Annotated in this window: 22 protein-coding genes and 2 pseudogenes; 13 read left to right on the top strand and 11 right to left on the bottom strand. The window is 65.8% G+C overall.

What is annotated here, in order from left to right:
- Nucleotides 1-184: 184 nt before the first annotated feature.
- Genes HUX53_RS09815 through HUX53_RS09805 form a run of 3 tightly spaced genes read left to right on the top strand, consistent with a single transcriptional unit; the run spans nucleotide 185 to nucleotide 4393 of the window.
- Complete coding sequence (locus HUX53_RS09815; RefSeq protein ID WP_176402834.1) at nucleotides 185-2131, top strand: CDP-glycerol glycerophosphotransferase family protein; 1947 nt, start codon at nucleotides 185-187, stop codon at nucleotides 2129-2131.
- The gene (locus HUX53_RS09810) at nucleotides 2074-2544 is read left to right on the top strand and encodes a CDP-glycerol glycerophosphotransferase family protein (RefSeq protein ID WP_176402833.1); all 471 of its coding nucleotides are present in this window, start codon (nucleotides 2074-2076) and stop codon (nucleotides 2542-2544) included. Before HUX53_RS09815 ends, HUX53_RS09810 begins: the two co-directional genes overlap by 58 nt.
- A 13-nt stretch (nucleotides 2545-2557) precedes the next feature.
- Complete coding sequence (locus HUX53_RS09805) at nucleotides 2558-4393, top strand: arabinofuranosyltransferase (RefSeq protein WP_176402832.1); 1836 nt, start codon at nucleotides 2558-2560, stop codon at nucleotides 4391-4393.
- On the opposite strand, the gene HUX53_RS09800 is transcribed toward HUX53_RS09805, so the two are convergent.
- Together HUX53_RS09800 and HUX53_RS09795 are read right to left on the bottom strand one after the other, a co-directional pair.
- Nucleotides 4390-5610 (bottom strand): MFS transporter, encoded by a 1221-nt coding sequence (locus tag HUX53_RS09800; protein WP_176402831.1) that lies wholly within the window; start codon nucleotides 5608-5610, stop codon nucleotides 4390-4392. The genes HUX53_RS09805 and HUX53_RS09800 overlap by 4 nt on opposite strands.
- Before the next feature lie 16 nt (nucleotides 5611-5626).
- Nucleotides 5627-7147: an FAD-dependent oxidoreductase gene (locus HUX53_RS09795; RefSeq protein ID WP_309237139.1), complete on the bottom strand. Its 1521-nt coding sequence runs from the start codon at nucleotides 7145-7147 to the stop codon at nucleotides 5627-5629.
- 89 nt (nucleotides 7148-7236) lie between these two features.
- Between HUX53_RS09795 and HUX53_RS09790 the strand changes: the two genes are divergently transcribed.
- Nucleotides 7237-7602 (top strand): helix-turn-helix transcriptional regulator, encoded by a 366-nt coding sequence (locus HUX53_RS09790; RefSeq protein ID WP_176402830.1) that lies wholly within the window; start codon nucleotides 7237-7239, stop codon nucleotides 7600-7602.
- 4 nt (nucleotides 7603-7606) lie between these two features.
- Here HUX53_RS09790 and HUX53_RS09785 read toward each other — a convergent pair whose 3' ends face one another.
- From HUX53_RS09785 to HUX53_RS09750, 8 genes are all read right to left on the bottom strand, one after another.
- Nucleotides 7607-8392, bottom strand: a complete 786-nt coding sequence (locus HUX53_RS09785; protein ID WP_176402829.1) for a class I SAM-dependent methyltransferase — start codon at nucleotides 8390-8392, stop codon at nucleotides 7607-7609.
- Nucleotides 8393-8604: 212 nt separating this feature from the next.
- The gene (locus HUX53_RS09780; RefSeq protein WP_255205086.1) at nucleotides 8605-10188 is read right to left on the bottom strand and encodes a BBE domain-containing protein; all 1584 of its coding nucleotides are present in this window, start codon (nucleotides 10186-10188) and stop codon (nucleotides 8605-8607) included.
- Between the two features lie 275 nt (nucleotides 10189-10463).
- Complete coding sequence (locus tag HUX53_RS09775; protein WP_176402828.1) at nucleotides 10464-11624, bottom strand: sulfotransferase; 1161 nt, start codon at nucleotides 11622-11624, stop codon at nucleotides 10464-10466.
- Nucleotides 11625-11638: 14 nt separating this feature from the next.
- Nucleotides 11639-12421 (bottom strand): SDR family oxidoreductase, encoded by a 783-nt coding sequence (locus HUX53_RS09770; RefSeq protein WP_176402827.1) that lies wholly within the window; start codon nucleotides 12419-12421, stop codon nucleotides 11639-11641.
- Complete coding sequence (locus tag HUX53_RS09765) at nucleotides 12421-13641, bottom strand: hypothetical protein (protein ID WP_176402826.1); 1221 nt, start codon at nucleotides 13639-13641, stop codon at nucleotides 12421-12423. Before HUX53_RS09765 ends, HUX53_RS09770 begins: the two co-directional genes overlap by 1 nt.
- A 103-nt stretch (nucleotides 13642-13744) precedes the next feature.
- The gene (locus HUX53_RS09760; RefSeq protein ID WP_176402825.1) at nucleotides 13745-14206 is read right to left on the bottom strand and encodes a nuclear transport factor 2 family protein; all 462 of its coding nucleotides are present in this window, start codon (nucleotides 14204-14206) and stop codon (nucleotides 13745-13747) included.
- A 114-nt stretch (nucleotides 14207-14320) separates the two neighbouring features.
- The gene (locus HUX53_RS09755) at nucleotides 14321-14731 is read right to left on the bottom strand and encodes an SDR family oxidoreductase (protein ID WP_217919281.1); all 411 of its coding nucleotides are present in this window, start codon (nucleotides 14729-14731) and stop codon (nucleotides 14321-14323) included.
- Nucleotides 14732-14781: 50 nt separating this feature from the next.
- Complete coding sequence (locus HUX53_RS09750) at nucleotides 14782-15066, bottom strand: SDR family NAD(P)-dependent oxidoreductase (RefSeq protein WP_303623162.1); 285 nt, start codon at nucleotides 15064-15066, stop codon at nucleotides 14782-14784.
- A 20-nt stretch (nucleotides 15067-15086) separates the two neighbouring features.
- Here HUX53_RS09750 and HUX53_RS09745 point away from each other — a divergent pair, with 20 nt between their 5' ends.
- Nucleotides 15087-15638 (top strand): TetR/AcrR family transcriptional regulator, encoded by a 552-nt coding sequence (locus HUX53_RS09745; protein ID WP_176402844.1) that lies wholly within the window; start codon nucleotides 15087-15089, stop codon nucleotides 15636-15638.
- Between the two features lie 14 nt (nucleotides 15639-15652).
- Here the strand turns inward: HUX53_RS09745 and HUX53_RS09740 are convergent, their stop codons facing one another.
- Complete coding sequence (locus HUX53_RS09740; protein ID WP_176402824.1) at nucleotides 15653-16474, bottom strand: hypothetical protein; 822 nt, start codon at nucleotides 16472-16474, stop codon at nucleotides 15653-15655.
- 319 nt (nucleotides 16475-16793) lie between these two features.
- On the opposite strand from HUX53_RS09740, the gene HUX53_RS09735 reads away from it, so the two are divergent.
- The 8 genes and pseudogenes from HUX53_RS09735 to HUX53_RS42975 all read left to right on the top strand — a co-directional run.
- Nucleotides 16794-17357, top strand: a complete 564-nt coding sequence (locus HUX53_RS09735; protein ID WP_217919280.1) for a hypothetical protein — start codon at nucleotides 16794-16796, stop codon at nucleotides 17355-17357.
- Nucleotides 17354-18034 carry a dihydrofolate reductase family protein gene (locus HUX53_RS09730; RefSeq protein WP_176402823.1) on the top strand — a complete coding sequence of 227 codons (681 nt, stop codon included), beginning with the start codon at nucleotides 17354-17356 and terminating at the stop codon, nucleotides 18032-18034. Before HUX53_RS09735 ends, HUX53_RS09730 begins: the two co-directional genes overlap by 4 nt.
- Nucleotides 18035-18253: 219 nt before the next feature.
- Nucleotides 18254-18908: pseudogene (locus HUX53_RS09725) on the top strand (transposase family protein); the annotation flags it as partial.
- Between the two features lie 136 nt (nucleotides 18909-19044).
- The gene (locus tag HUX53_RS09720; protein WP_176402821.1) at nucleotides 19045-20508 is read left to right on the top strand and encodes a PIN-like domain-containing protein; all 1464 of its coding nucleotides are present in this window, start codon (nucleotides 19045-19047) and stop codon (nucleotides 20506-20508) included.
- An 86-nt stretch (nucleotides 20509-20594) separates the two neighbouring features.
- Nucleotides 20595-23117 carry an ATP-binding protein gene (locus HUX53_RS09715; RefSeq protein ID WP_176402820.1) on the top strand — a complete coding sequence of 841 codons (2523 nt, stop codon included), beginning with the start codon at nucleotides 20595-20597 and terminating at the stop codon, nucleotides 23115-23117.
- The gene (locus HUX53_RS09710) at nucleotides 23114-24871 is read left to right on the top strand and encodes a DEAD/DEAH box helicase family protein (protein WP_176402819.1); all 1758 of its coding nucleotides are present in this window, start codon (nucleotides 23114-23116) and stop codon (nucleotides 24869-24871) included. Before HUX53_RS09715 ends, HUX53_RS09710 begins: the two co-directional genes overlap by 4 nt.
- Nucleotides 24872-24887: 16 nt before the next feature.
- Entirely contained in the window at nucleotides 24888-25472 is a 585-nt protein-coding gene (locus HUX53_RS09705) for a hypothetical protein (protein WP_176402818.1), read from the top strand.
- Nucleotides 25473-25683: 211 nt separating this feature from the next.
- Nucleotides 25684-25794, top strand: a pseudogene (locus tag HUX53_RS42975) (IS481 family transposase); the annotation flags it as partial.

Genomic DNA, 25794 nt, shown 5'->3' with positions numbered 1-25794 from the left:
CTCCGCCTACGCGGCTGGGCCAACACCGCCGCCGGACGCCGCGCCCACACCTACCCCGAAACAGCCCTCACCCTGCACGGCATCCCATAACCAGAAACCGGCATTTCGGGAACACGCCGGGGCCCTGCCGGCGTCCGGCAGCGGCGCGCACGCCGCCTGGCACTACGTCGCCGATGACGTGCGCGTGGTCCCGCTGATCACGCGCGGCGGCACGCTGCGGCTTCGGGTGGAGACGGTGCGGGCGCGCGTCACCGGCCACCGAGTCGCCGATGACGGCATGGAGATCCGTGGAACGATCCTCGGCGGTGTGCCGGACGGCGCCGCGGTCGTCGTGCGCAGGCGCGCCGGGACGCCACTGAACCGCTACCCGGTGACGCAGGACGGCGGCGGCTTTCGCGTGCGGATTCCGCTTCGCGAACTGATCGACGACATGCCCGTCCAGGGTGAGGCCGCAGATCGCCTCCTCGGTGCCCGCCCCGACGACGAGACCGGCTGGCGACTCGACCTGAGCCTGCCGAGCGACCCCGGAGAGGGAGGCGCCGCCGCGCCGGCGACCGCTGCCGCAGTGGCGGACACCTCCACTGTGGTGGACGAGCCTGAATCGGCGGACGTCCGCGCAACGGTGGAAGCTGACACTGGCGCGGAGACGGACGACGACGCCGAGGCGGACGAGGAGCCCGCAACGCTGGACGTCCCGACGACGGCGTCCGCAGCGGCGAACCGCCGCGCGGACACTCCCGGTATGCCGGATGATTTCGCCGCCGCCGAGGCCCCGGGCGCGGCCGACGATCCCACGCCGGCCGACGCCCCCACGGCAGCGGACGATTCCACGGTCGACGATTCAGCCGCCGACGAGCTGGTCCGGATCGTCTTGGACGACGACGTCCCCGAGGGCCTCTACACCCACGCCGACAAGGAATTCGTCGTCTACCGCTCCCGCCACGGCTACGCGGGCCTCAAGGCCCGCACCCCTCGCCCGCTGCTCACCCATGCGACCTGGGAGCAGGACGGGACGCTCGTCCTGACCGGCGACTACCCGTCCAGCGCCCCGGCGGACCCGGCCGAGCTGGTGCTCCGCAGCCGCGACCGCAACGAGGAGCGCGCGTTCCCGATGTCCCGCGCGGACGGCCGTTTCCGCGCCGAACTCCCGCTGAGCCGCCTGGTCTCCCTGGGCGGCGTCCTGCCGCTGCCGTCCGGCAAATGGGACATCCGCGTCCGGCGACCGGCGAGCGCGACCGAACCGGCCGGGCCGAGCCTCGCCGTCCCCTTGGATCACGCGGCCCTAGACCGCCTACCGGTCGAAACCACCCTGAACGGCCGCCGCTACGTCTTCCGGGAACAGGGCTACGACATACCGCTCGTGGAGGCCCATTCCGACCTAAGGCCGAACGAACGCGGCGCATACCGCCAGGCACGAACCCGCGCCCGCCACTACCGCACGCCCCGCCGCCTGCGCCCCCTCCGTCCGGCGGTGCTGTACGACAGCTACTCCGGCAAGCAGTACTCGGACAGCCCGCACGCCATCCACGAGGAACTCGTCCGGCGGGACGCCGACGTCGAGCACCTGTGGGTCGTCCGCGACGCGCAGGTGGAGTTGCCGGAGACGGCGCGTCCCGTCCGGCTGTGGGGAGCCGAGTGGTACGAGGCCATGGCCCGCAGCCGCTACATCATCACGAATGCGCATTTGCCCGAATGGTTCGGCCGCCGTCCCGGCCAGATCGTCGTCCAGACGTGGCACGGCACGCCGCTCAAGCGCATCGGGTTCGACATCGAGGACGTGCAGTTCGCCAACGCCCGCTACCTGGAGAAGGTCGCCAAGGAGACGCCGAGCTGGAGTTACCTGGTCTCCCCGAACGCCTTCAGCACGCCGATCCTGCGCCGCGCGTTCCGCTATGAGGGCGAACTCATCGAAACCGGATATCCCCGTAATGACGTACTCGCCTCCCCCGACCGCCACATACTGACCGAACGGGTGCGCGAGCGGCTCGGCCTCCCGCCCGGCAAGCGCGCCGTCCTGTACGCGCCGACCTGGCGGGACGACAGCTACTACGGTCCCGGCAGTACCGCCTCGACATGCGCCTGGACCTGGAGCGGGCGGCGGCCGAACTCGGCGACGACCATGTGCTGCTGATCCGGCGGCACCCGAACGTGGTCGACACCGTCCCGGAGGTCGCGGGCGGCTTCGTCCGGGACGTCTCGGCGTATCCCGACATAGCCGAACTGTTCCTGGTCTCGGACGTCCTCATGACCGACTACTCGTCCCTGATGTTCGACTATGCGTCCACCGGCCGTCCCATGCTGTTCTTCACCTACGACCTGGAGCACTACCGGGACGAGTTGCGCGGCTTCTACTTCGACTTCGAGCACGAGGCACCCGGCCCGCTGCTCGGCACGTCCGACGAGGTGATCGAGGCGCTCCGCTCGATCGACGACGTCGGACGCGCCTACGCCGCCCCCTACGAGCAGTTCACCCGCCGCTTCTGCGAACTGGACGACGGCAAGGCCGCGAGCCGGGTCGTCGACCGCATCCTCCGATCCGGCTGACGGGGCGTCCGGCATGACGCAATCCGATGTGCGGACGGACGCCCCGAAAACGGTCAGGCGGTCAGTGCGGCACCCCGCCGTCCTCGCCCTGCTGACCTGGCTGCCGGCGACCCCGGTGGCGATGCTGCTCCCCACCCTCGCCGACCGCAGCCCCTTCAGCCCCCAAGGCGCGGTACTCCCGGTCGGCGCCGGCGGCCTGCTCCTCGCCGCCGGACTCGCGCTCGCGGCGGCCTTCCCCCGCCGATGGCACACCGACGCGCCGGCCGGGGTGGCCGCCGGCCTCCTGGCAGCCTGGGTGGCGCTCGCCCTGCGCAACAGCCTGCACGGCACCCCCTTCGGGTTCGCGGGCCTGCTCGGGGACGAGGGCCGGATGAGCGCGATGGCCACCCGCTACAGCGCCACCGCGTTCCCGTCGGACGGCATCGTCGCCGGAGTCCCCACCGAATACCCGCCGCTGTTCCCGTGGGTGGTCGGCCGCGCCTCCGCCCTCCTGGACGTGGACGCCTGGCGGGTGCTCGGCGACGCGCAGATCCTCACCATCTCCGGCGCCGTCCTGCTGACGTTCATGCTGTGGACCCGCCTGGTCCCGGCGCCCGCCGCGCTGGTCGCGGTCGCCGACCCGCGCAAGGCACACGAGGTCGTCGCGCTGGCCGTGTTCATCCCATGGGTTCTGGGGACGTTCGGCCGTCCGCCTAGGGGCCGGTTGCACTGGCTGCCGGCCGGGGTCCTGGGCGGCCTCGTCGTCGCCACCTATCTGGGGTTCGTGCTGTGGGGCGCGGCGGGCATCGTCGTCCTGGCCGCGCTGACGTGGCGGACGTCCGCCAACCGCCGCCGCTACGTGCTGTACCTGGTGAAGGTGGTCGTGGTGGCCGCCATCACCGCAAGCTGGTACCTGGTCCCCTACGGCTGGACGCTGCTGACCGACGGCGGCCAGATGGTCTCCGACCTCTTCCCCGCACCCGCCATCACCAGCAGGCTGTTCCCATTCCTGGCCGCCACCCCGCTGGGCCTCCTGCAGACGATCGGGCTGCTGGGCCTCGTCTGGTACCGCCGCGCCGCATGGTGGGCCACGCCGCTGCTCTGCCTGGTCGCCGGCGCCTACCTGTACCGCGCGGTCGCCACCGCCCGGTACCTCGTCACCGGACATACCGGCCTCTACTACCACACCGACCGGATGATCACGGTGCTGCTGGCGATCGCGGGCGTCCTCACGATCGTCCACGCGGCGCCGGGCCTGATCCGCCGGTTCGCCACCCGCGACACCATCCCGCGCGGCCTCACCGCCACGACCGTGGCCGTGCTGATCGGCTGGTGCGGGTTCACCTACTGGCACGCCTGGACGCCCCCGACCACCGACCCCGGCGGTGTCGGCGGCACCCGCCGCTACGCCACCCTGGCCCACACAGAACCTCGTCCGAACGGCGCGCTTCCTCGCTACGCCCCGGACGAGCCGGTCACCACTTGGTTCCCCGTGAAACCAATCAGAACGGTCGTGGAGGACGTCCTAGGCCGTGACGCCGCTCCCCGGACCCTCTCCTACGACGAACGGCTGTTCGCGTACCTGCCGTGGCCCGGATACATAGCCGTCGACCGCACCGCCGCGTCCAGCACAACCCACTGGGACGACCGCCACGCGGCATTGGCTGCGTTGGCCGCCATCCCCACCCCGGACGCCTTCGCGGCGGCCGCCGCCAACACCCGCTACGGCGCGATAGACGTATTCATCCTGCACGCCGACTCGACCGCGTGGACGTGGAACGACGTCCACTTCCGTCCAGCCCAGTTCACGCCTGCCCACTTCACGGTGCGTACGCTCCCGAACAACACCGTCCTAGCCATCCGCCACTAGCGGTGTGGGGTTGTTGCGGGGGCGACGGCCGCGGCGACAATGGCGCAGGCGGTGAGGAGGAGGAAGAGGCTCGGGTAGCCGCCGAGCGTGGTGGCCAAGGCTGCGCCTGCCCAGGGGGCCAGGGCCGTGGCCATTGTGATGGGCGCGGCGAGGATGCCGGAGAGGGAGCCGTAGGCGGCGGTGCCCCAGCGGTCGGTGACGGCGGTGGCCTGCAGGAGGGTGGTGATCCCGCGCGGGGCACCGGCGAGGACGGCGATGACGGTGAGCAGCGCGACAGGCCCGGGCAGGACGGCCAGGCCGGCGGTGGTGGCCGCGACCAGGGACAGGATCCAGACCGTCCGGGCGCGGACGGTGGTGCGTCGGGCGAGGGTGCCGTAGCCGAGGCGTCCGGCGACCTGGCCGACGCCGCCGAGGCCGAGCGCCCAGGCGGCAGTGGTGGAGTCGGCGCCGCGCGAGGTCAGCAGCGGGATGAGGTTGGTCATGACCGCGTACATCGCGAAGGCCGACAGCGTGAACGCCAAGGCCAGCAGGACGAACGGGCGACTCCGGACGATGTCGTTCACGCGGTGCGGATCGTCCCCGCCGCGTGGCCGGTCATGGGCGGGCGGCCAGGGGTGGCGCAGCGCGACGGCATGCAGCGGGATGGTGACGGCGGCCAGGATCACGGCGAGCACGAGATAGACGCCGCGCCAGGTCAGATGATGCGCCAGCGCGTCGGTGAGTGGCGCGAAAACGGTGCTGGCCAGTCCGGCGACGAGGGTGAGAGTGGTCAGCGCCGGGACGTGGCGGGGCGCGTAGTAGCGGGTGAGCGCGGCGAAAGCGGGCTGGTAGAGGACGGCGGTCATCGCGATGCCCGCGAGCAGCCAGGCGGCGGCGAAGCAGGCGAGGTTGGGCGCCACGGCGATCAGGGCGACGGCGATGGCTGCGGTGATCGATCCGGTGGTCATGAGGACACGGGGGCCGTGGCGGTCGAGCAGCCGTCCGGCCGGGATGCCGCCGATCGCCGCCACGACGAGGGCCGCCGAGAACGCGGCGGTGGCGGTCGCGATCGACCAGCCGGTGTCGGCGGCGATGGTGGGCGCCAGGACTGCGAACGCGTAGTAGAGCACGCCCCAGCTGGTGATCTCGGTGACGGAGAGCGCGATCAGGGGAGTTGGTGACGTGCGCGCCGCTCCCGTCCCTGCGGCGGGATGTGCCGCGGGGACGGGGGCGGGCATGTCTCGGGTCACCCGATCAGGTGCTGGAGTGGCCGTGCTGGTGACCGGTGGCGAACCCGACACCGGCCGGTGCGCCGAATCCGATCGAGACCGGCTCCGGGGCCGTCGCGGTGCCGCAGCAGCCTGCCTCGTCCTCGTTCAGCAGGTCCGTGGAGCAGACGCCGGTCTCGGGCAGGTCGAGCTGGACGGTGTCGGCGGCCTCGCGGTCCCCGGCCAGCGCGGCGACGATCGAGCGGACCTGCTCGTAGCCGGTCGCCATCAGGAAGGTGGGGGCGCGGCCGTAGCTCTTGGCGCCGGCGAGGTAGAACCCGGTCTCGGGGTGGGCGAGGTCGCGTTCGCCGTGCGGCGGGACGGTCCCGCAGGAGTGGAAGTTGGGGTCGATCAGCGGGGCGAGCTTCACCGGCGCCTCGGTGGCGGGGTCGAGCTCGACTCTCACTTCGCGGAGCATCCCCAGGTCGGGCCGGAACCCAGTGGCCGCCACCACCGTGTCGGCGGCGAGCGTTGTGTCCCCGTCCGGCGTGATGCCGTGCACCTGCACGCCGGTGCCGGAGGTGGTGAAGCGGTTGATGCTGAAGCTGCGCACCAGGTCGATGGCGCCCGACTCGACGGCCAGCTTCAGCCGTGAGCCGAGTGCGCCGCGTGCGGGCAGGCCGTCGGCGTCGCCGCCGCCGTAGAGCCGGGCGACGGAGCTTGACCGGACGGCCCAGGTGACGCGGGTCCTTGGGGCGTCCTTGGAGAGTTCGGCTAGGGCGAGCAGGGTGTTGGCGGCGGAGTGGCCCATGCCGACGACCAGGGTGTGCTTGCCCGCGAAACGGTCGCGGTCGCGTCCGAGAACGTCCGGCAGCGGCCCGGCCAGGTGGGCGGCGGCCTCTTCCTCGCCCGGTGCCGGGAGCCCGGAGTGGCCGAGCGGGTTGGTGTTCCCCCACGTCCCGGAGGCGTCGATCACGGCGCGGGCGCGGAGGTCGGTGATCGTCCCGTCCGGCTCCCGGACGCGGAGGAGCAGCGGATGCTCGTCGCGGCCGACGGTGCGGGTCGTGTCGACGCCGTCGCGGGTCACGGCGAGCACGCGGGTGGACGTGCGGATGCGTCCGGCCAGCTGCGGCGTCCCCGCGAGCGGGACCAAGTAGTCGCGAAGAAGTTCGGCGCCCGTAGGTAGGACGTCGGCGGGCGGTGCCGTCCAGCCGGTGGGTTCGAGCAGGCGGCGGGCGGCGGCGTCGGTGTCGTACCGCCAGGGGGAGAACAGCCGGACATGTCCCCATTCGGAGATCGCCGCGCCGACGGTGCCGCCGGCCTCCAGGACGAGGAAGTCCTGCTCGCGCTCGGCGAGGTGCGCGGCGGCGGCCAGCCCGACCGGCCCCGCTCCGATGACCACGACGGGGAGCGGGTCGGCATCGTCGGCGACGCAGCCGCAGCCGGCCTCGGTCTTGGCCTGCCGGACGGTCGTCTCCGGGTCCACGGGCCGCTCGCCGGCCGTGCAGCACGCGCTCACGCCGCAACAACTCGACTCGGTGGCCTGCGGGTCTCTGGTCTCGGTCACTGTTCCTCCCTGGCCCAGTCTGCTGCTTCGATGGCCATCGAAGCAAGGCCAGGTTGCTCCTGAAGTTAGATGGATGTCAAATTAGATGTATGTCCAAGTTCCTACGCTTCGATGACGTCACTGGTCAGGCATGCTGCGCTCCACTGAGCGGTCCGCTGCTCGGCGAGGCGGAGGCGGCCGAGCTGGCGAAGGTGTTCAAGGCGCTGGCCGATCCGGCGCGGCTCCGGCTGCTGAACATGATCGCCTCGGTGGACGGCGGTGAGGCGTGCGTCTGCGACCTGACCGACGCCTTCGAGCTGACCGCGCCGACCATCTCCCACCATCTGAAGGTGCTGCGCCAGGCGGGCCTGATCGAGGGCGAGCGCCGCGGGACGTGGGTGTACTACAGGGTGGTGCCTGGGGCGGTGGCCCGCCTGTCCGGCTTGTTCGCGATCCCGCTCTTCACCCCGGCCTGACGCCTCAGGGCTCCGCGTGGGTGATGCGGATCTTGGATTGCCCGTGCGGGAGTTCTTCCCAGTCGTCCATGAATCGGGCCGCGAAGCCGTGGCGCGCGGCGAGCTTGGTCAGCGTTTCGGTGCGGTAGTAGAAGTCCTCGCGGAGGACATGGTGCTCGGCCCCCTCCGTGCGGTCAAAGGTGAAGTCGAAGAAACCGTCGGGCGCGAGGACGCGGCCCACGTGGGCGAAGCATTCGTCGATGACGTCGATGGGCGAATGGCTGAACACGCTGTGCGCATGAACGACGGTGAAGTGCCGGGACGGCAGGAACTCCAGCTCCAGATCGTCGACGAGGGACAGGTGCGGAAGCTTCTCCTGCAGATCCTGGTGGACGAGGGTGCGCTGCGCGGCGAGCAGGATGTCGGGTGAGATGTCGATGCCGTAGTAGTTGCCGGCGTCCAGATAGTCGATGAACCGCCAGCCGGCGCGCAGATTGCCGCAGCCGATCTCCAAGACCCGGTCGCCGGGCTTGAGCCCGTGCTTGAGCAGGTAGTCGAACTGCATCTGGCCGAGCTTCAGCCAGCGTTCGCGGGTGGGGCTGCCGACGGCGGCCTCGGGGCTCCTGGCCGCGTCCGACTTCATCACGGCCCGGTAGTAGGCCACGTGGCTCCGGTTGGCGACACGGAGTTTCACGTCGCGGGTGACTCGCGAGAGGTATGCCTTGATCTTGTCCGGGTTCTGGGTGGCGTAGCGCAGTTTGTACGTCAGGCTCGCACGGTTCCTCTTCACGCGCGGCGGCGGTTTCGTCATCGAGTTCATCCCCGTGGACGGTTCGGGCAGGTGTGGAGAGTGCCCTACCCCGGCCGCCGACCGCCCTACCCATGGCCTAGGGCCTGGGGTTCCGTCCATCTGGCAGCCTTGGCATCTCGGTGGCAAAGCCGCAGTAAGGCGGGCACCCGCCGGGGACGCGGCCGCCCGGCGGCGGGCGGTCTGGCGGGTCCCCAGCGGGCGGTCTTCCTCTGCTACGCCTGGATGGACTGGCTGTTGCGGAAGATGTTCAGCGGGTCCCAGCGCCGCTTCACATCCTGGAGGCCGAAGTAGGCGTCCTTGTAGTAGAGGGCGAAGGAGTGTTGGCCTGATGTGTTCCACATCGGGTCGTCCAGGTCGACGTCCGGGTAGTTGATGTAGCAGCCGTCGGTCAGCGCGTCCTCGTCATTGGGGAGGCCCACCGTGGGGACGCCGCCGGTGGCGGAGAACGTCGCCTGGTAGATGGTGCGGATCCACTCCAGATAGGTGGATTCCTTGGGGTCGTTCTTCGTCCAGTAGACCTGGTACTGCATCTTCATGATGGAGTCGCGCTGCGGCACCGCCGTGTCGTACGGAGGGTTGTTGATGGCGCCGCCGTAGGAGTCGATCTGGATGAGGGACTGCGGGTTGGTGTAGTCGCCGTAAGGGCCGTCCTTGCTGAGGTAGGACCACATTTCGTTGATCTGCGTGGGGCTGAAGGGCTTGCGCATGTAGGCGGACTTGTACTTTCCGCACTGGTCTTCGCCGCTGCCGTCCATGACCTGGGTCGCCGTCAGCCATGGCATGTCCCGCGGGATCTTCATCTGGGTGAGGGGCGGACGCTCCCCCATCGAGGTCAGCATGTCCGTCCACTCCGAACGAATTCCGCTTTTGACCTGGTTGAGGAAGTCGTCCATGGCCGCGATGCCCGCGGGGTCGTCGATGTCCACCTGCGCCGTGAGCCCGATCTGACCGTTGCTGTGGTGGTTGAGATGGAGCAGGGCGAACAGTTTCCCGGCCGCCGTGGACGGGTCCTGGTGGTCGCGGAAGTAGTTGCCGAAGGAAGTGAGCAGGTGGGTGAAGTCGTCCTTGGTGAAATCCTCCCAGTTCCAGGCGACGCCCGCCAGGCGCACCCGGCTGGGCGGTTCCGGAACGTCCTTGAACCAGAACTTGGTGATGAGCCCGAAGTTTCCGCCGCCTCCTCCGGTGTGCGCCCACCAGAGTTGCCGGCGCTCGGGGTCGGAGTCGTCGCGGCGTGCCACGACGAGTTCAACGGTTCGGTCTCGGTTCACGACGGCCACTTCGACCGCGTAGAGATAGTCGACGGTCAGGCCGAACTGCCGGGACATCAGGCCGTATCCGCCGCCCGTGATGTGGCCGCCCAGACCCACGGAATAGCAGGAGCCGCCCGGCAGGGCCCTTCCGCTCATCGGATAGAGGTGGCTGTAGACGTGCCAGTTGGCGGCGCCGGCCCCCACGCAGTAGGCGTCCATGTCGTCGTCGTAGCCGATGTCGCACATCTCGGAGACGTCGAGTATGACCCGCACGTCGTCCCCGCAGACAAAGTTCTCGTAGCAGTGCCCGCCGGACCGGACGGTGATACGCGTCCGCTTGGGGTCGCGCGGTGTCTCCCGTACCGCCAGCCGCATCTTCGCGTCCGGTTCGGTGATCCTGATGTACCTGTGCCGGTCGGGGCTGATCGGCGGCGGTTCGCATCTGTGCGGCGAACCGATGGTCAGGTTGGGTTTCTCATCGAGCGGCGGGGTGACGAAGTTCTGATGCTCGACGCGGATCGACGGCCCGAGACCGTGATCCCCCATTTGGCACTCCAGGGCGGCCGTCCCAGGATCGAACGGCCGGACGGGACGCTGCTGGGTGAGATGACCTCGGCGCGAGGGCACACCGTCGACGTGCATTCCATCGTCCATCCGGACGGCAGGGAGGTCGGGCGTTTCGCCAGACTTCGGCGCCGGACCTGGGCGTTGTGCCTGTCGCCGGAATGCTCTCCCGTCCTTGCCTACTCGGTCCTCGCCTACCTTTTCACCGAGGGTCGAGCTGACTGAATTGCTCTCTTGGTCGGTGAGGTCGCGCGGTGTCAGGTGCGGAGGGTGGCGGTGTAGTCGGCGAAACGCTCGTCCACCTGGTCGGGGGTGAGGCCGAAATCTTCGAGCGAGTAGCGGTGAGCCGGCTTGGCGGCGCCGGTACGGCTCTCATTGTGGAGCTGCGTCATCGCGGTTCGGGCTTCGTCGGTGAACGGGAGGCCGAAGCGGGCGTAGACGGTCTCGACGGTGCCGATGGGGTCGTGGACGAAGTCGTCGTAGTGGACGTCCACGAACTGGTCGGGATTGTGGCGTGCCCGCTCTTCACGGAATTGGTCGAGACCCCGGCTCCATAGGTCGAGCTGGTCGCGACCGATGGTGGCGCCGGTGAAGACGTCCGACCAACCGGAGGTGGCGTGCGCCGCAAGACTGCACATGGAGGCCATGGCGGTGCGCGGTGTCCGATGGGTCTGGATGATGAGCGCGTCGGGGTAGACGTCGAGCAGCGCGTCCAATGCGAAGAGGTGGCTGGGGTTCTTCAGCACCCAGCGCTTACTGACGTCGTTCAGGCCAATGAGCTGAAGGTTGCCGCGGTGCCTGCGGTAGGCAGGCGTCCAGTCCTGCTCGGCGAGCCAGGACGAGTAGGTCGGCAGGTGCGCCAGGCATTCGAAGGAGATCGAGAGCATGCTTTGGCGGAGGAGTTGCCAGCACTCTTCGACGGAGTCTGCCGAGATGTAGTGGACGCCCATGAACTCAGGGTTCTCGATGTGGTGGCGTCGATAGCCGGCGTCGATGGCTTGGAAGACTGGGTTGTCCGCCCAGGTCTGGCGGGGAGGACGCGGCTGCGGCACTTCGGCAAGCCAGAGGTCGAGGCCCTGGTGGGTGGGGTCGGCGGTGAGGAGCCTGTGCAGCGCAGTCGTCCCGGTGCGCGGCAGGCCGGTGACAAATATCGGCCGGTCGATGGGCACGTCCGCGTGTTCAGGGTGGCGCTTCCACGCTGCCTCAGAGAACTGCCGGGCGGCCAGCGCACCCCGCAACATTGACCGCTGAGCCTTGTTTCCGAGGGAGGTGAGGTTGGCGTCCTTCGTGAGGGACTCCAGCAGGACTTTCAACCCGTCCAAGTAGTCGTGATCGCCGAAGTCGTCCATGCCGGTGACCTTGCTGGCGGACGCATGGAGGTCGTCGACCGTCCCAACGCTGTCGCGGCCTGCGCTCATCGGTACGCCCTTTCCTAGTGGTGCCACTCGCCGGAATTGACGTCCAGGCATTGCCCGGTGACCGCGCGGGCCAGCGGCGACAGCATGAACACCACGGCGTCCGCGACCTCATCGGGTTCGGGCAGTTTCCGCAGGTCGGTGGTGGCGGCATTCTCGTCGTAGACGTCCTGCATCGTGACGCCGCGCTTTTTGGCGAGGTGGTTGAAGTACCACTGAAGGTTGTCGGCCCAGATGTATCCGGGGGCGATGGTGTTGACCCGAATGCCGCGCGGGCCCAGCTCAGTGGCCAGATTCTGTGCCATAGCGAGGAGGGCGGCCTTGGCCATCTTGTAGGCCCCGAACGTTCGGCGAGAGTGCCTGAGGACGGCCGAGTTGATCATTACGACGGACCCGCCGTGTTGTTCGAGTGCCGGGACGAACAACCTGGTCAAGTGCAGTGCTGCGAGGACGTTCGTCTCGAAGCCGGCCCGCACCCCATCGAGATCGACCTTGGTCAGATCGCGTAGCGGCGGCGTCGCGAAGGCGTTGTTGATCAGGCCGTCCACGCGTCCGAACGCTTCTTGGGCCGTCTCCGCGAGCCGCTCGCATGCCGCCGAGTCGTTGATGTCGGTCGGGACGGCGACGGCACGACGCCCGATGTCCTCGACTTCCTTGGTGACCTCGGCGAGGCGTTCCTCGTTACGCGCGGCGAGCACCACATCGGCACCGGCCTTGGCGCATTGGATAGCGAGCCCGCGTCCCAGCCCGGGCCCGACACCGGAAACGACGACGACCTTGTCTTCCAGAAGACCCGCCATCAGCCGAGCATCCTCTTCGCGACGGCGACCTGTCGGGCCGCAATCTTCTCTGCCCATTCCTGTGGACTGACCCGCTGCTTCCCATAGAACGGGAGGACGCGTGGGAGATCGTCGAACTTCACGACCTCGACGTTAGGCCCGTCCTCGGGTGTGAGGTCACGGCTGATGCGCTGCCAGCGGAACTGCAGATAGCCGCGCCGATGCCCCGTCCGCTCGATCCAGTTGGCGAGCCCAGGATCGCGTTCGCTGACGATGTACCGGATCATCCCGTCCTCGTCGACGCGGGCTTGGTCGGCGGTGAGGCTCGTCTGATGGTTGATGTAGTCGAGCGAGATGTACCACATGCTGCCGAGCTGGAAGCCTTGATAAGGCGCCACGTCTCGTTCGGTGGCCGGCGCAGTGATGACCATGACCTCGTCATCGTCCAAGTCGTAGTGTCCGACGGACGAGAACTGCGTGGCCAGGCCGCCCGGCGTAGGCCGCGGCTCGGTCAGCGTGTTGACCGGCAGTTGCAGGTAGTGCCATTCAGGGAAGGCCAGGAAGGTACGGATCCTGGAGACCAGCATCTTTCCCGCGATCTGGTACCGCCGGGCCATCCTCTCGGACGGAACGGAGAGCGGCGACGTACCAAGCGTGTCGGCCCGGTGGATGCGAATCTCTCCCGGCCGCTCACTCTCCCAGTCGCTGAACACTTCCCGGACGATGAGCATCGCGGCCCCGGAGGGAAGCGTGACGTACCAAGGTCCGGCGTCGTCCTTGGGCGGCCCGAACCGAAGCTGGAACGAGCCATCCTCGGCGATATCGAGTTCGCGGTCATCGAACGCGGTCAAGCTGTCGGGCGACTGCGTCGGCGAGTAGTCGCCGTTCATGACCTGGAAGCTCAGATCGGCCGTCGTCCCCCGCCGTCCGGTCACCACGTATTCGGCGTCGTCCCGAATGTAGGCGTGGAAGTACAACGTGTCGGGGTTGTCGAGCCCCAACTTCGTATACGGACCAGTGGAGGACGCGAAGAACGGATAGTCCTGCTGGTAGGCGCCGACCATGTGCAGCGAGGCTTTGATGCTGCCGGCGAGGTAGTCGAGCCCCTCGGCCAGGTCCTGGTCGGTCTTGACATGCGGCGCGCTACGGATGATGCGCTCCGCCTCAACGATCGCATCGGCGAACGAGCGCGTCGCGGCGTCGAAGTTGTCGGTCTTGCCTTCGGCTGAGTCGGTGGCCACCGGGCTCTCCTGGGGACGCAGGGCGCGAACGCCGTTGAGAACGCGACACTGGAAGACCAGAACCTAGAACCCGTTCTATGGACGGGTCAACGTTCGGTCCCGATCAATGGGAGGTCGTGAACTTCAGGCTCGGGGCATCGTCCAGCGAAACCATGTACTCGTACGTCCGCCGGTGCCCGGTCTTCTCGACCAGCCAGCGCCCGTCCTCGCCGCGCCGGTAGACGTCGTGGTAGAAGGCAGCGCCGCGAATCAGCAGGTTGTGGGCCGGAATGATGATCGTGTCGTCCAGCGACCAGATCCCCGTCGCCCGGTCCCCGTCGATGTCGATCTCCGGCGCCCCAGCCGTATGCGCGCTGATCTTCCCGCCGTCCAGGTTCTCCCGCATGTACTGGACGATCGCGTCCCGCCCCTCCAACCTGAGGGTCTTCTTGAGCACCGGGGTGTCGTACTCGGCGACGGCGTCCTCCGTGAACACCTCGGCGAACTCGTCCCACAGCTTCAGGTCGACGCAGCGCAGGTAGCGGTGCTTGAGCCGCCGGATCTCTTCCAGAGCAACCAGGTCCATGCGCCCAAGACTGGCCGCTGGAACGCGATTAGACAAGAACAGGTTCTATTTTTCCGACCGACGTCCGTCCCCGACCGGCCGCCTTGGGGACGAACGCTCATACGAGCGCCAGCCTCACAACCTGGCACCGCCAGTCAGCTCGACGCCCCGCCCGGTGCCCCAGCCGACGTCGCCAGACGCAAGGAACGACACGACGCCCGCGATGTCCTCGGGCTGCTCGACCTTGCCGAGCGCGGACGCCGATGCCGCGAAAGCCCGCGCCTCCGGGTTTCCCCTCAGCCATCCGGCGCTGGTATCGGTGTCCACGATCCCGGGTGCGATCGAATTCACGGTGATCCCCCGCGGCCCCAACTGCTTCGCGAGGTTGAGCGTGAAGGTGTCGAGTGCACCCTTGGCCGCCCCGTAGGCCATGATCTCGGGCAGGGCGAGGAAGGCCGCGCCGCTCGAAATGTTGATGACGCGCCCACCGTCCCTCAGCCGCCCAAGACCTTGCTGGACGATGAAGAACGGCGCCCGCACGTTCACCGCGAAGAGCCGGTCGAACCCGTCCTCGGTCAGCGACCCCCAAGTTCGAACTACGCCCCAACGCCGCGTTGTTGACGCCCGACCGCTCGGTCACAGCATCGAAGTCGTCTCACACATCCCGAGCATCCCCATGCCGCCCCAGTTCCGCCTGGATCGCCAAGGCGCGACCGCCGTCCTTTCTTGATTCGCTCGACGACCTCCTCGGCCGCCGCCCGCTCCCGCGCGAAGGCCACCACGACGATGGCCCCGTCCCGGCCGAGCCGCTCGGCGATCGCCCGTCCGATCCCCCGACTGCCGCCCGTGATCAGCACGACCTTGCCAGACAGCGTGTCCATCCTTCGACCGAGACGCGGCGCTGAACACAGCCGTCCAACTGTTCTGGGAGCGCGGCTACGAAGGGACGTCCATCGGGGATCTGACCGAGGCGATGGGCATCAGGCCGACCAGCCTCTACGCGGCCTTCAGCGACAAGAAGGCGCTGCTCAGAGAGGCAGCAGAAGCGTACGGACGCTCGCCCGAGGGCAGCTTAATCACCAGGGCCCTAGCCGAGGAATCAACAGCACACGCGGCCTTCACCCGCATCCTGCACGAGGCCGCCGTGATCTACACCGACCCGTCCTACCCGCCCGGCTGCCTGGCGATCACCACCGCCACCAACGTCACACCGCAGGACGCGGGGATAGCGACCTTCCTGCGCGACGTACGCGACGCCGACTTGAAGAGATTCGAGTCCCGTCTACAAACCGCCCAGGCCGACGGCGAACTCCCCGCCTCCGCCAACCCGAAGACCCTGGCCCAATACTTCGCCGCAATCATGCAGGGCATGTCCCTGCAGGCCCGCGACGGCGCCACCCGCAAGACCCTGACCCACATAGCCGACGAGGCCCTTCGCACCTGGCCGCACTAGCCCGCTGCAAATCGTCAGAGCACAAAGGCGTCAGGATCGGTGTAGTACTTCTCCGAGATCTTCTTCGCGGCGGCCCGCGCCGCCGGGTCCGTCCCCGGCGTCGGGACCACGCCCCCGGTCGGGTTGGAGAACCAGCACAGGAAAGCACACCGCTCCCGATCACCGCCCGCGCTCGTCCGCGCAGCATAGGAAGTCTGCGCCTTCATCCACGAGGTATCGATCTTGTGGGCGCAACCGAGTTCGGCGACCCCCCAGGGGACGTCCTTCAACGCGGCGAATTTCACCGCCGGTCCCCACAGGTCACGACCGCTGCCCGTGTTGGAGTAGCCGTCCACGGCATAGACGTCAACGTAACCGTCACCAGGCCACAGGTCCTGGTACCTGGTGCCCTTCTTCGGGTGCTGCCCCGACCAGGCCTCCACGATCTGCGCCGTGTACACCCGTGGCTTTCCCACCGATTTGACGACCTCGCAGAAGCGCCGAAACGCGGGAAGGTACTCCTCAAGCGTGAACTGCCCCTTGCGGATCTTCCCGTCCGGCTCATGCCAGCAGGTCACCACCGCGGCGTGTGAGTCAGGAATGGACTGCACGAACTCCCGCAGTCTCTCGTCCAGCTTCTTACTGGCCAGACGCGCCAGGTCAGGCTTGCACGACCACACCGACAAACGCTTCCCGACGTCGATCCCCGCAACCGACGCGGCCCAACTCTCGGGAATCTCCCTGTCATACGACCGCCGCACCGTGAACGGCCCGGCCACCGCGTCCAACTCCCCGAAGTCCTTCCCCTTCAGAGACACACTGCTCGCCCCGACGAGCATCCCGTCCTGCCTTGCCATCCGGGCCCTCCCGCACGCTGGCCGCCACGATCAGGACCCCGCCCAGGCCACCGGACACCGCCACACCGGCCAGTCCGCATTAGACCAGAAGCTCTCCCGACCAGCTTCGCAGGACGAAACGGACCGTTCCATAACCCGCCCGTGAGACTGCTGAACGCCCCGGCCAGCCACTTCTTTCCATCGTCATCGGCTTCATAGTCCGCCGCCGACCCACACTGCTCGACTACTCTCCGAGGTCAGACCCGCACAGGCGTTGAATTCGGGCGGCCCCGCCGCCCAACAGGCCACTGACCATCCGGTTCTGATCTGAAGGAGCCTCGTGCGCAGCATTTGGACGGACTTGCCGCACGAACTACGGCTCGAGATCGAGGCCAAGGCCGGCCCGATCGAGTCCATCGAACCGGCCCCCACGGGCAACCACACGGACACCGACGCCAGTGTGATCGACGCCGCCGTACGGTGCCTGGCCCGCCTGGTCATGAGCCGCAACTACAAGGTCAGCCATGGCCCGGTCGGCGTGGGCATCGAGGTCATGACCTACATCGCCGATCAGTACCGTCCCCCTGATATCGCCCTGGCCATCGGGCTGTTCGGGCATCGCAACGTCATCCAGGACGCGGAGTTCGTCATCGTCCTCGGTGGCGGGGCGGGCACCCAGGCGGAAATCGACCTTGCCCTGTCGATGGGCAAACCGATCATCGCCCTACCAGCCAGCGGAGGCACCGCCCGCCGCTTCTACCACCAAGCGGCCCGCGACCACCGTCTCCGCGACCCGCTGGACGATGAACAGTTCACCGATCTCAACGCCTGCGCCGACCCCGGTGAAGACTTCGTCCGTATCGCCGAGCAACTGATCAACAACTACCCTCGGAGCACCACATGACCGAACGCCCCTACGTGCTGCTGTCCTGCGCCGCCTCGGTCGACGGCTACATTGACGACACGACCGACGAGCGCCTCCTGCTGTCCAACGACGAGGACTTCGACCGCGTCGACGAAGTCCGTGCCTGTTGTGACGCCATCCTCGTCGGTGCCAACACCATCCGCCGAGACAACCCGCGCCTGCTCGTCCGGACCGAGGAACGCCGCAAGGCCCGCGTCGCCCGCGGCCTGCCCGAGAGCCCCACCAAGGTCACCTTCACCTCCCGCGGCGACCTCGATCCCGACGCCAAGTTCTTTGCCACCGGCGACGTCGAGAAGATCGTGTACTGCTCCAGCGCCGCGGTCGACAAGTGCCGCGACCGCCTCGGCGACGCCGCCACCGTCGTGGACGCCGGCGACCCCGTCGACCTCAACACCGTGCTCGCCGACCTCGCCCGCCGAGGGGTACAGCGCTTGATGGTCGAAGGCGGCGGCACCGTCCACACCCAGTTCCTCACCGCCGGACTGGCCGACGAGCTCCAGCTCGTGATCGCCCCATTCTTCGTCGGCGACTCCGGCGCCCCGCGCTTCGTCGGAACGGGCGAGTTCCCGCACCACCCCGGCAACCGGATGGCGCTCGAAGAGGTCCGCCCCATCGGCGACGTCATCCTCGCCCGCTACCTCCTAACCCGCTCCTGACCCCCAGGACCGTCGAACCAATCGAAAGCGATCCCCCGGCCGGACACGTGACGACCAGTATCGACGTCACAGGATCCATCCCTCATGTGCGGGCCGAGTTCCTCGCCGCGACCGGCGAAGCCGCCCTGCAGTGTCTCCGCACCCGAATCCCGTTCGATTAGCCGATTCCGACAACCAGAGACAGTTCAGGAACTCGGCAGAAAGGGCCGGGCCCCGCCGCCGGGCATACAGGCGCTGATGACGCTGGCGTACTTAAAGAACGGGGAGACGTTCGCGCAGCCCGGCACAGGGTTCGGGGTCGGAACCAACACCGCCTGGCGCTACGTCAACGAGACGGTGACGCTGATGTCGGCCCGATCACCCAGACTCAGCCGGGGAGCCAAAGCCCGCAAGGACGGCCTGACCCACCTGGTCCTGGACGGCGCGATCACCCCGATCGACCGCGTTGCGGCCGACCGGCCCTTCTACACCGGCAAACACAAGAGAAACGGCGTGAACCTGCAGGTCATCGCCACACGGGACGGGACCATCGGGTGGGGGTCGGGACCGCTGCCCGGCTCCGTCCACGACCTCAAAGCCGCCCGCTTCCGGGGCCTGGTCCGCGAACTGGCCACCGCCGGGCTCCTGGTCCTGGCCGACAAGAGCCACGTCAGCCGGCCTGCACATCAAGACGCCCTACAAGCGCAAGAACAAGCCCAAGCCGCTCAAGGACGCCGACCGCTCCCACGCCAACCTCCGCGGCCCCGGCGAACGCGCCAACGCCCAACTGAAGAACTGGAAGATCCTGACCAAGCTACGCCGCTGCCCGCACCGCGCAGGTCACCTGGCCAAGGGTATCCACGTCCTCCAGAACCGCGAGCTCCCCGCACGTTGAAAAAGGTTCGCTGGAGCCACACCGCAGCAAGGACCAGCATCCACAGCACCACTCTGCTGAGTCAGTCCATCTGCCAATGACTTCGTTGGCCCTTCTTGACCGCGCACGGGCAGAGCGGGAGGCTTTCCCTGACTGGATGGGGGTGTACGTGACTGAGCGGGCCAGCAGTCAGCATCCGTTGTTGCTAGAGCGGTATCAGGCGTGGATCGAGCCTGACCGTACGGGGGTCGCGGCTGAGTTCGAGCCCTTCCTTACCAGCGGGCTCATCGTCCTCGACACGAACGTCCTCCTCGACCTCTACCGGTACACGCCGCAGGCTCGAGGCCAGATCCTCGACGCCCTGCAGCTTGTCTCTCCCCGTCTCTGGCTACCACACCAGGTTGGCCTGGAGTTCGTCAAAGGCCGATGGGGGGTCGTAGCGGACCGTACTGACCAGCTCCGCAAGGCAAAATCGCAGCTCGACCCTCATTTCCGGGATGCGTGGAGGAACGTTCAGCAGGCGCTCAGAAGCGTGCATGCTCTTCTAGGCAGGTTTGCGGCAGACGAGGTCGGCCAAGCTGAGCTAGACAAGTTTATCAATGCCCCTGGATTCGATGAGCTGATCAGGCCGTGGCGGGAGGCGCTCGGAAAGCAGATAGACGCGCTTAGGAATGCTCAGGACGTCATGCTCAACGACATCGTTTCGGGCACTGATCCGATACTTCCACAGGTAGCAGCGCTGTACGGTGATCGAGTCGGCCCCCGGCCGACCGAGGAGGAGATCCAGCAACTCGTAGAGCATGCTGTCGGATACCGCTACCCAAACAAGATCCCTCCAGGCTTCAGGGATATGTCCAAGGACACCCCTCTCCTCGCCGCAGGCGATTATCTCCTCTGGGAGCAAGTGATTACCCATGTGGGGCAGGCAGGGGCGCAGGAGCGAGTGCTAATTGTATCGGGTGACGTAAAGGACGACTGGTACGAGCCGCGCGGGATAGACTCGGGCTCGCCCAGGCCGTGGCCTCCCCTAATACAGGAATTTCGCAGTCGAACCCATGCGGACTTGCTTGTGGTGGACAGCAAATCATTCTTCCAAGGAGTCGCCGATGTCTTGGATGCAAAGATCACACCAAGCACGGTCGAGGAGATCAGCCGTACCACGGAGGCTCGAGACAAGGCGAAGGACGAGTTCAAAGGGCCTGTCATAGCCGAGGACGCGGCCGCCTTGCCACCACCTGAGGGGGCGGCCCTTGCTGCATATAGAGCCGCTCACCTATCCAGCTCCGTGATCAGGAACGCCGTCACCAGCAGCAACCATCGCATGTTCCAGTGGTGGCTAATAGGTGCCACCGAGGAGTGCGGCCTCCGCGAGCGTGGCCCAGGCGAGCCGTCGGTGGACTTGATCGCCCTCTCAGCAGACAAGCTGCCTCCAGCCCCTAACTGGATTCTGGCCAATGTGCTGCGTCATGGAGAGGTTCCGACGCCCAGCACGACCTGGATCGCCCCGTGGATGGTGCAGGTCATCAACATGTCCCCGAGGGCGGATCGTGCGTCAGTGCTCCGGCTTGCCCGTCGGCAACTGGCCAACCGAGCCGAAGGAGATTCTTCAGTGGGCGGGTAAATAGTTTTCAAAGCTAAAACTTGGACCGCTCAGCTACCGAGTAGAACGATCTTCGCAGTGTCGCATCCTCACTTAAAGGACCTCAGATGGCTCATAAGCTGCTTGACATTACACCAACTCCCGAAGTCTTGTTCGCGCTCACCCGCACACCCATCACCCCACTCGACGCGCTAAGCGAGCTTATCGACAACGCTATCGACTCATTTCGGGCGGCGGAGATCGCCGGAACGCCGTCTCCGGTACGCCACGTAGTAATCGAAGTGCCCGGTCCTAGCCAGATCGAGCGTGGTGAGGGGTCCATCCGAGTTCGTGACACCGGCCCAGGTCTGACGAGTGAACAAATCGCGAACGCGATGCGTGCCGGTTATACTTCGAAGAATCATTTCGACACCCTTGGCCTCTTTGGTATGGGGTTCAACATTGCCACCGGAAAGCTCGGTCGGACTACTCAAGTAATCTCGGCCCGAGCTGAGGATGACCACGCCATCCGAGTGACACTCGACTTGCCTGAACTGGTGCGCAGCCGCGCCTTTGAGGTGAAGGCCGAAGAAATCACTAAACCAGCATGGCTCGAGCACGGCACCGTCGTTGAAGTGCGTGGGTGGTGGCCCAAAGGAGACGCTAACCACGGTTTCATCCGAGAGGTTGCGCGGATTACAAAAAAGACACTTCGTGAGCGAATCGGTCGGCGGTACGCGACTATCTTGCGTGGCGCCTCCGGCCAAGACGTACGGATCACTCTCAACGGAGATCCATGCCGTGCTTTTGAACATTGCGTCTGGGCCGAGAGTCGTTTCGTCGAACGAGCATCCTACGGGCGCATCCCAGCCTTCATTCCGGTTAACAAGGAAGTTGGGCGGTCCTACCGCTGCCTCCACGACGGTGTGGACTTCCGCGGCGCGGAGGTTTGCCCTCGATGCCATCGCTCCGAAAGCCGCGAGATCATCCAGCGCGTGCACGGCTGGGTAGGCATCCAGCGATTCGACGACAAGGACAGGTTTGGGATCGATCTCATCCGCAATGGCCGCGCTATCCGGGCGAATGAAAAGGAGGCTTTTTTTGTTTACCAAGATCCCACAACCGGCATAAGTGAGCGGGAGTACCCGGTCGACGGGCAGTATGGGCGTATCGTTGGCGAAATACATCTGGATCACGTTCCCGTAGACTTCCAGAAGCAGCACTTTCAGATGAGCAGCCAGGAGTGGATTGACGCCGTCGAGCTGCTCCGAGGAAAATCACTGCTTCCCAGTAAATGGCCCGACGGAGAACAGAACGTGACTCCGGTAGCCAGACTATTCTCCGGCTACCGGAAGGTGCGCAATTTTGGACGGGCCGACATGTACATGGGTGTGTATAATAACACGAAAGGTAAAGGCGCTAGAATCTCGCGCGAGATTGAGAAGCAATTTTATGAGCGTTTCTTGAATCGTGAGCCCGGGTACTATGATGACGCCCGGTGGTGGGACCTGGTAGAGACGGCCAACGAGCCTCCTATCGAAGAACTTCCCGAATGTCCGTCATGTGCTTTTCAGAACATCAAGACCACCGAGTCCTGTCAAGGGTGCGGAGAAGTCCTCCTTGGCAGGTCTTGCTTGAACGCCGACTGCAGCCGAAAAATCCTGCGCTCCGCAGAAACCTGTCCGCACTGCGGAACTGAACAGAACCCAGAGGTCCACTTCCCCTGGAAGTGTGCGTTTTGTCAAGCCGACAACAAGCCTGGGGAGGAGCGGTGCGGGACTTGCGGAAGCCCTGAGGGAAGCCCCCATCCCGCCTCCTCCGAGGTCCTTCGTGAGCGATCCGACGAATTGCCTGGGCTCGGCGCTTCATCACTTATGGTAACCCTGAGTAGCGGAAAGACAACTACGCCAATCGACATTGCTGTACGTAATGTCTACCAGCCCATCGTCGCAGCCTACGGGCGCCCCCCAGTCCCACTGGTAACTGAGATCAAGCCTAGCTTTCTCACGCTGTTTATGGATCTATCGCATGCAGTGTTCGCCAGCAGTGGACTGCGTCCCGAGTACCTGATCGCCTCCGAAGCGGCCCAATACCTCTACCAACTCCACCCGGAGCTACATGGGAAGCCAGGCCATACTGTAGCCGCGCTAACCACCGACCTTCTAATGCAAGGTTGGGGCGACGCGGTTACTGACAATCCAGAAACCGTGCGTGAGGAGATCCGTCAACTGTTCGACGACATCACCGGAAGAATCTTGGACGTCCCCGAGGCCCGTGACTTCTATGACGAGCTTCCGGAAGCGGATCAAATGACTATGGCTCAAGAGATGGTCAGTGCAGGAGTCGATCTAGCGGAGCTCGGCAGCCTCAAGACCGGCGGTTATCTAAAATACTGCTCTCGCAGTGTCATCGCCAACTTCTTCGGTAAGCACCCGGCCCCCTGGTTTGGCGGCCGAGTATGGGTTGACGCCTGGCCCAGTGAAACAGAGCTGGGGACGGTCATCGCCGCGAAGCTTCAGGACGAACTCGGCCTCAAGTACCTCAGCTGCCTTCAAGACTGCGCCTCATACCTACGCTACGAGCGCCCCGAACAGCTCTTGGTCGTCCGTGCCCGCGCTGCTGTCGAGTTCCTCACCAGCAAACTGTCATGAACGCCGCACAACGCTTTGTCAACGATCTCCTTATCGCCGACAGCAGTTGGCAGGGCTTCGAGCGAACGATCGAGCGTCTTCTCATCACGCGAGGCTACGAGGCAGTTCAACGGATCGGTTCCTCTGGCGATGGCGGAGCCGACGTGATCGCGTCCTTGAACGGGCAACGGTGGCTGTTTCAAGTTAAACGCTGGCGGCATGCCGTCGGCCCCAGCGTCGTAGCTGAAACGCTCGCCGCCTGCCGTCGATATGACGCTTCCATACCTGTTATCGTTGGCTTGAATGGCTTCGAGGCATCAGTGCATTTGCAGCGCAACCAACTTGCTGCTAGCGGCATACCTCTGCAACTATGGGACCGACGTGGTCTTGCCAAGCAAGCTGCTTTGGTGCCTAGCGCACCACTGTCCCAGCGTTCACCTGATCGATATTCGCTGCGCGGATACCAGACGCAGGCTGTTGATCGAATTATGAACGAACATCTGGCCGGTAGCCGCAGCGCCCTCGTGGTACTTGCAACCGGGCTCGGCAAGACTTTTGTCGCTGCCGAGTTCTATCGGCGCTATGCCGCGCGTAGGCCGACTTCTAAGACTCTAGTTCTGGCTCACCGCAACGAATTGGTATACCAACTTGAGCGAGCTTTCTGGCCGATGCTGACGACCGAAACGTCAACCGGCGTTTGGAACGGATCCGAACGCCCAGGACATGATGCTCTGGCCGAGTTGGATGTCGTCTTCGCATGCGTCGACAGCGTCGCTGGCGCCGTCAAGTCCGGTCGTGAGCTTCCGGAGTTCGGCCTGGTCTTCGTGGATGAATGCCACCATTTGGGGACCACGGCCTATGACACTGTGCTCTCAGAACTATCGGCCGGTGACGGGGGGGCGTTTCTTGTGGGCATGACCGCGACTCCTTGGCGTCCGGATGGTAGAGCTCTGAGTCGGTGGTTCGACTCGCCAGTAGTTGACATCGACCTTATTCGTGGTTTGCGCGAGGGGTACCTGTCCAACGTCGACTACCGCATGTATACCGACAACATCAACTGGGAAGCACTCGCACAGGGCATCACGAAGGACAGGCCGGCTCTCTCTCCGAGAGGGATTAATCGAACGTTGTTCATCGAGGAGTGGGACGATGCCGTCGTTACACGTGTCGCCGAGGCGTGGCGTGAACAGTCGAAGCCACGAGGGATAATCTTTTGCGGCACTATCGATCATGCTGAACGGATGGCTGCCAGGATCAACGCTCTTGGCTTTACCAGGGCCGAGGTGATTGCTTCTAAGACCAGCAGCGGCAAAGCAATGGACATCCCAACACGGAGCCGTATCCTCTGGGACTTTGCTGATGGTCGGACTGGTCTTCTATGCGCCGTCGACATTCTCAACGAAGGTGTGGATGTTCCTGACGTCAACATCGTGGTCTTCCAGAGGGTTACTCACAGCCGCCGCATTTTTGTCCAGCAGCTAGGACGGGGGCTTCGCCTCGCACCAGGCAAGGGACGTGTCCTCGTCCTGGACTTCGTATCTGATATCCGGCGCTTTGCCGCGGGGCTCGACCTGCAGGATCAGCTGCCCGCTAACGACACCCTCGGCCCCCGCGTCCGACTTGGGAGCAAAGTCACCTTCATGCATGCGACATCTACGGACCAGCCGGCCGCTGACTTTTTGCGGGAGTGGCTCGGTGATGTAGATGCTGCCCAGGATGCCGGTGAAGATGCTCACGTTCTCCGGTATCCTCCTGAAATGACGCAATGTAGATGAGACTGAGGGGGTTGCCGTGACGCCGATGGACGACTGGAACAGGCTGAGGCCTGACACCGAGCTCGCCGTTCAGGCGCTATACACGCAGCTCAGCTCCAGCCGGTCATCCCAAGATTTGATCGACTCTTATCTTTATACTAAGCGGCTTCTCGCTGAGGCTATGCAGGCGTTCGTCCGGATTGACCTTGTCGGTTCGAATCAGACGTTTCAAGACCTGAGGTCTCAACTCCAGAAGGAGTTGCTTGACCGCTACAAAGACCTGCTACCTGAGCGTTATCTCAGAGTTCCTTACGGCACTCGCGTCCACGAGGAACTGTTTACTCTGCTCTTGCAGCGGCTTGGGCAGCCCGTGCAGGCCGCGTTTCTCCGCATGGTGACCGCCGACTCCGTTCACGCCGAGCGTCGTATCCGCGAGCTCCGCGAGCTGGGCATCGACATCCGCACCTCCAAGGAAAATGGCTTCGACTTCTACATTCTCGGCAGCCTGAACGTGGACGTGAGTTTCGTTCCGAGCATCGTCGGAAACCAGATTAAGAAGAACAAAACACTTGGACGCGCCAAACGGAAAGAATATCTAGAGATCGTAGGCTATTCCGAGTAACGGGTGGCGCCTGCGGCATCACCCGCATCAAAGGCACCCTCACCGACAAGGCCTGGTGTTACCGCAACAGACACGGCTTCGCCTCCACCCTCACCGCACCGGGCGTCGCCACAGACTTATCCGCCCGCACTGCCCCTGAGAGAACGGCAGGGCCGAATGCTTCAACCGCATCCTGACCACCGAATGGGCCTAACAGCAGGTATTCACCACCAACCCCCAACGAACCAACCACCTGAAATCCCGGCTTGAGTACCACAACACCCAGCGCCCGCACACCTCACTCGGCGGCCAACCGCCCATCAGCCGACTGTTACCAACGTGA

Source organism: Actinomadura sp. BRA 177 (genome assembly GCF_013372625.1).
In the GTDB taxonomy this organism is placed as follows: Bacteria; Actinomycetota; Actinomycetes; order Streptosporangiales; family Streptosporangiaceae; genus Spirillospora.
This window is presented reverse-complemented; position numbering and strand designations above follow the sequence as displayed.

What these genes read in the sequence shown, in the direction of transcription:
- HUX53_RS09780 (WP_255205086.1), bottom strand. Translation starts at nt 10,188, where the DNA reads ATGGGGGATCACGGTCTCGGGCCGTCGATCCGCGTCGAGCATCAGAAC.
- HUX53_RS09720 (WP_176402821.1), top strand. Translation starts at nt 19,045, where the DNA reads ATGGGGGTGTACGTGACTGAGCGGGCCAGCAGTCAGCATCCGTTGTTG.
- HUX53_RS09810 (WP_176402833.1), top strand. Translation starts at nt 2,074, where the DNA reads ATGCGCCTGGACCTGGAGCGGGCGGCGGCCGAACTCGGCGACGACCAT.
- HUX53_RS09800 (WP_176402831.1), bottom strand. Translation starts at nt 5,610, where the DNA reads ATGCCCGCCCCCGTCCCCGCGGCACATCCCGCCGCAGGGACGGGAGCG.
- HUX53_RS09730 (WP_176402823.1), top strand. Translation starts at nt 17,354, where the DNA reads ATGACCGAACGCCCCTACGTGCTGCTGTCCTGCGCCGCCTCGGTCGAC.
- HUX53_RS09770 (WP_176402827.1), bottom strand. Translation starts at nt 12,421, where the DNA reads ATGGCGGGTCTTCTGGAAGACAAGGTCGTCGTCGTTTCCGGTGTCGGG.
- HUX53_RS09715 (WP_176402820.1), top strand. Translation starts at nt 20,595, where the DNA reads ATGGCTCATAAGCTGCTTGACATTACACCAACTCCCGAAGTCTTGTTC.
- HUX53_RS09790 (WP_176402830.1), top strand. Translation starts at nt 7,237, where the DNA reads ATGTCCAAGTTCCTACGCTTCGATGACGTCACTGGTCAGGCATGCTGC.
- HUX53_RS09710 (WP_176402819.1), top strand. Translation starts at nt 23,114, where the DNA reads ATGAACGCCGCACAACGCTTTGTCAACGATCTCCTTATCGCCGACAGC.
- HUX53_RS09805 (WP_176402832.1), top strand. Translation starts at nt 2,558, where the DNA reads ATGACGCAATCCGATGTGCGGACGGACGCCCCGAAAACGGTCAGGCGG.
- HUX53_RS09760 (WP_176402825.1), bottom strand. Translation starts at nt 14,206, where the DNA reads ATGGACCTGGTTGCTCTGGAAGAGATCCGGCGGCTCAAGCACCGCTAC.
- HUX53_RS09785 (WP_176402829.1), bottom strand. Translation starts at nt 8,392, where the DNA reads ATGACGAAACCGCCGCCGCGCGTGAAGAGGAACCGTGCGAGCCTGACG.
- HUX53_RS09750 (WP_303623162.1), bottom strand. Translation starts at nt 15,066, where the DNA reads ATGGACACGCTGTCTGGCAAGGTCGTGCTGATCACGGGCGGCAGTCGG.
- HUX53_RS09740 (WP_176402824.1), bottom strand. Translation starts at nt 16,474, where the DNA reads ATGGCAAGGCAGGACGGGATGCTCGTCGGGGCGAGCAGTGTGTCTCTG.
- HUX53_RS09775 (WP_176402828.1), bottom strand. Translation starts at nt 11,624, where the DNA reads ATGAGCGCAGGCCGCGACAGCGTTGGGACGGTCGACGACCTCCATGCG.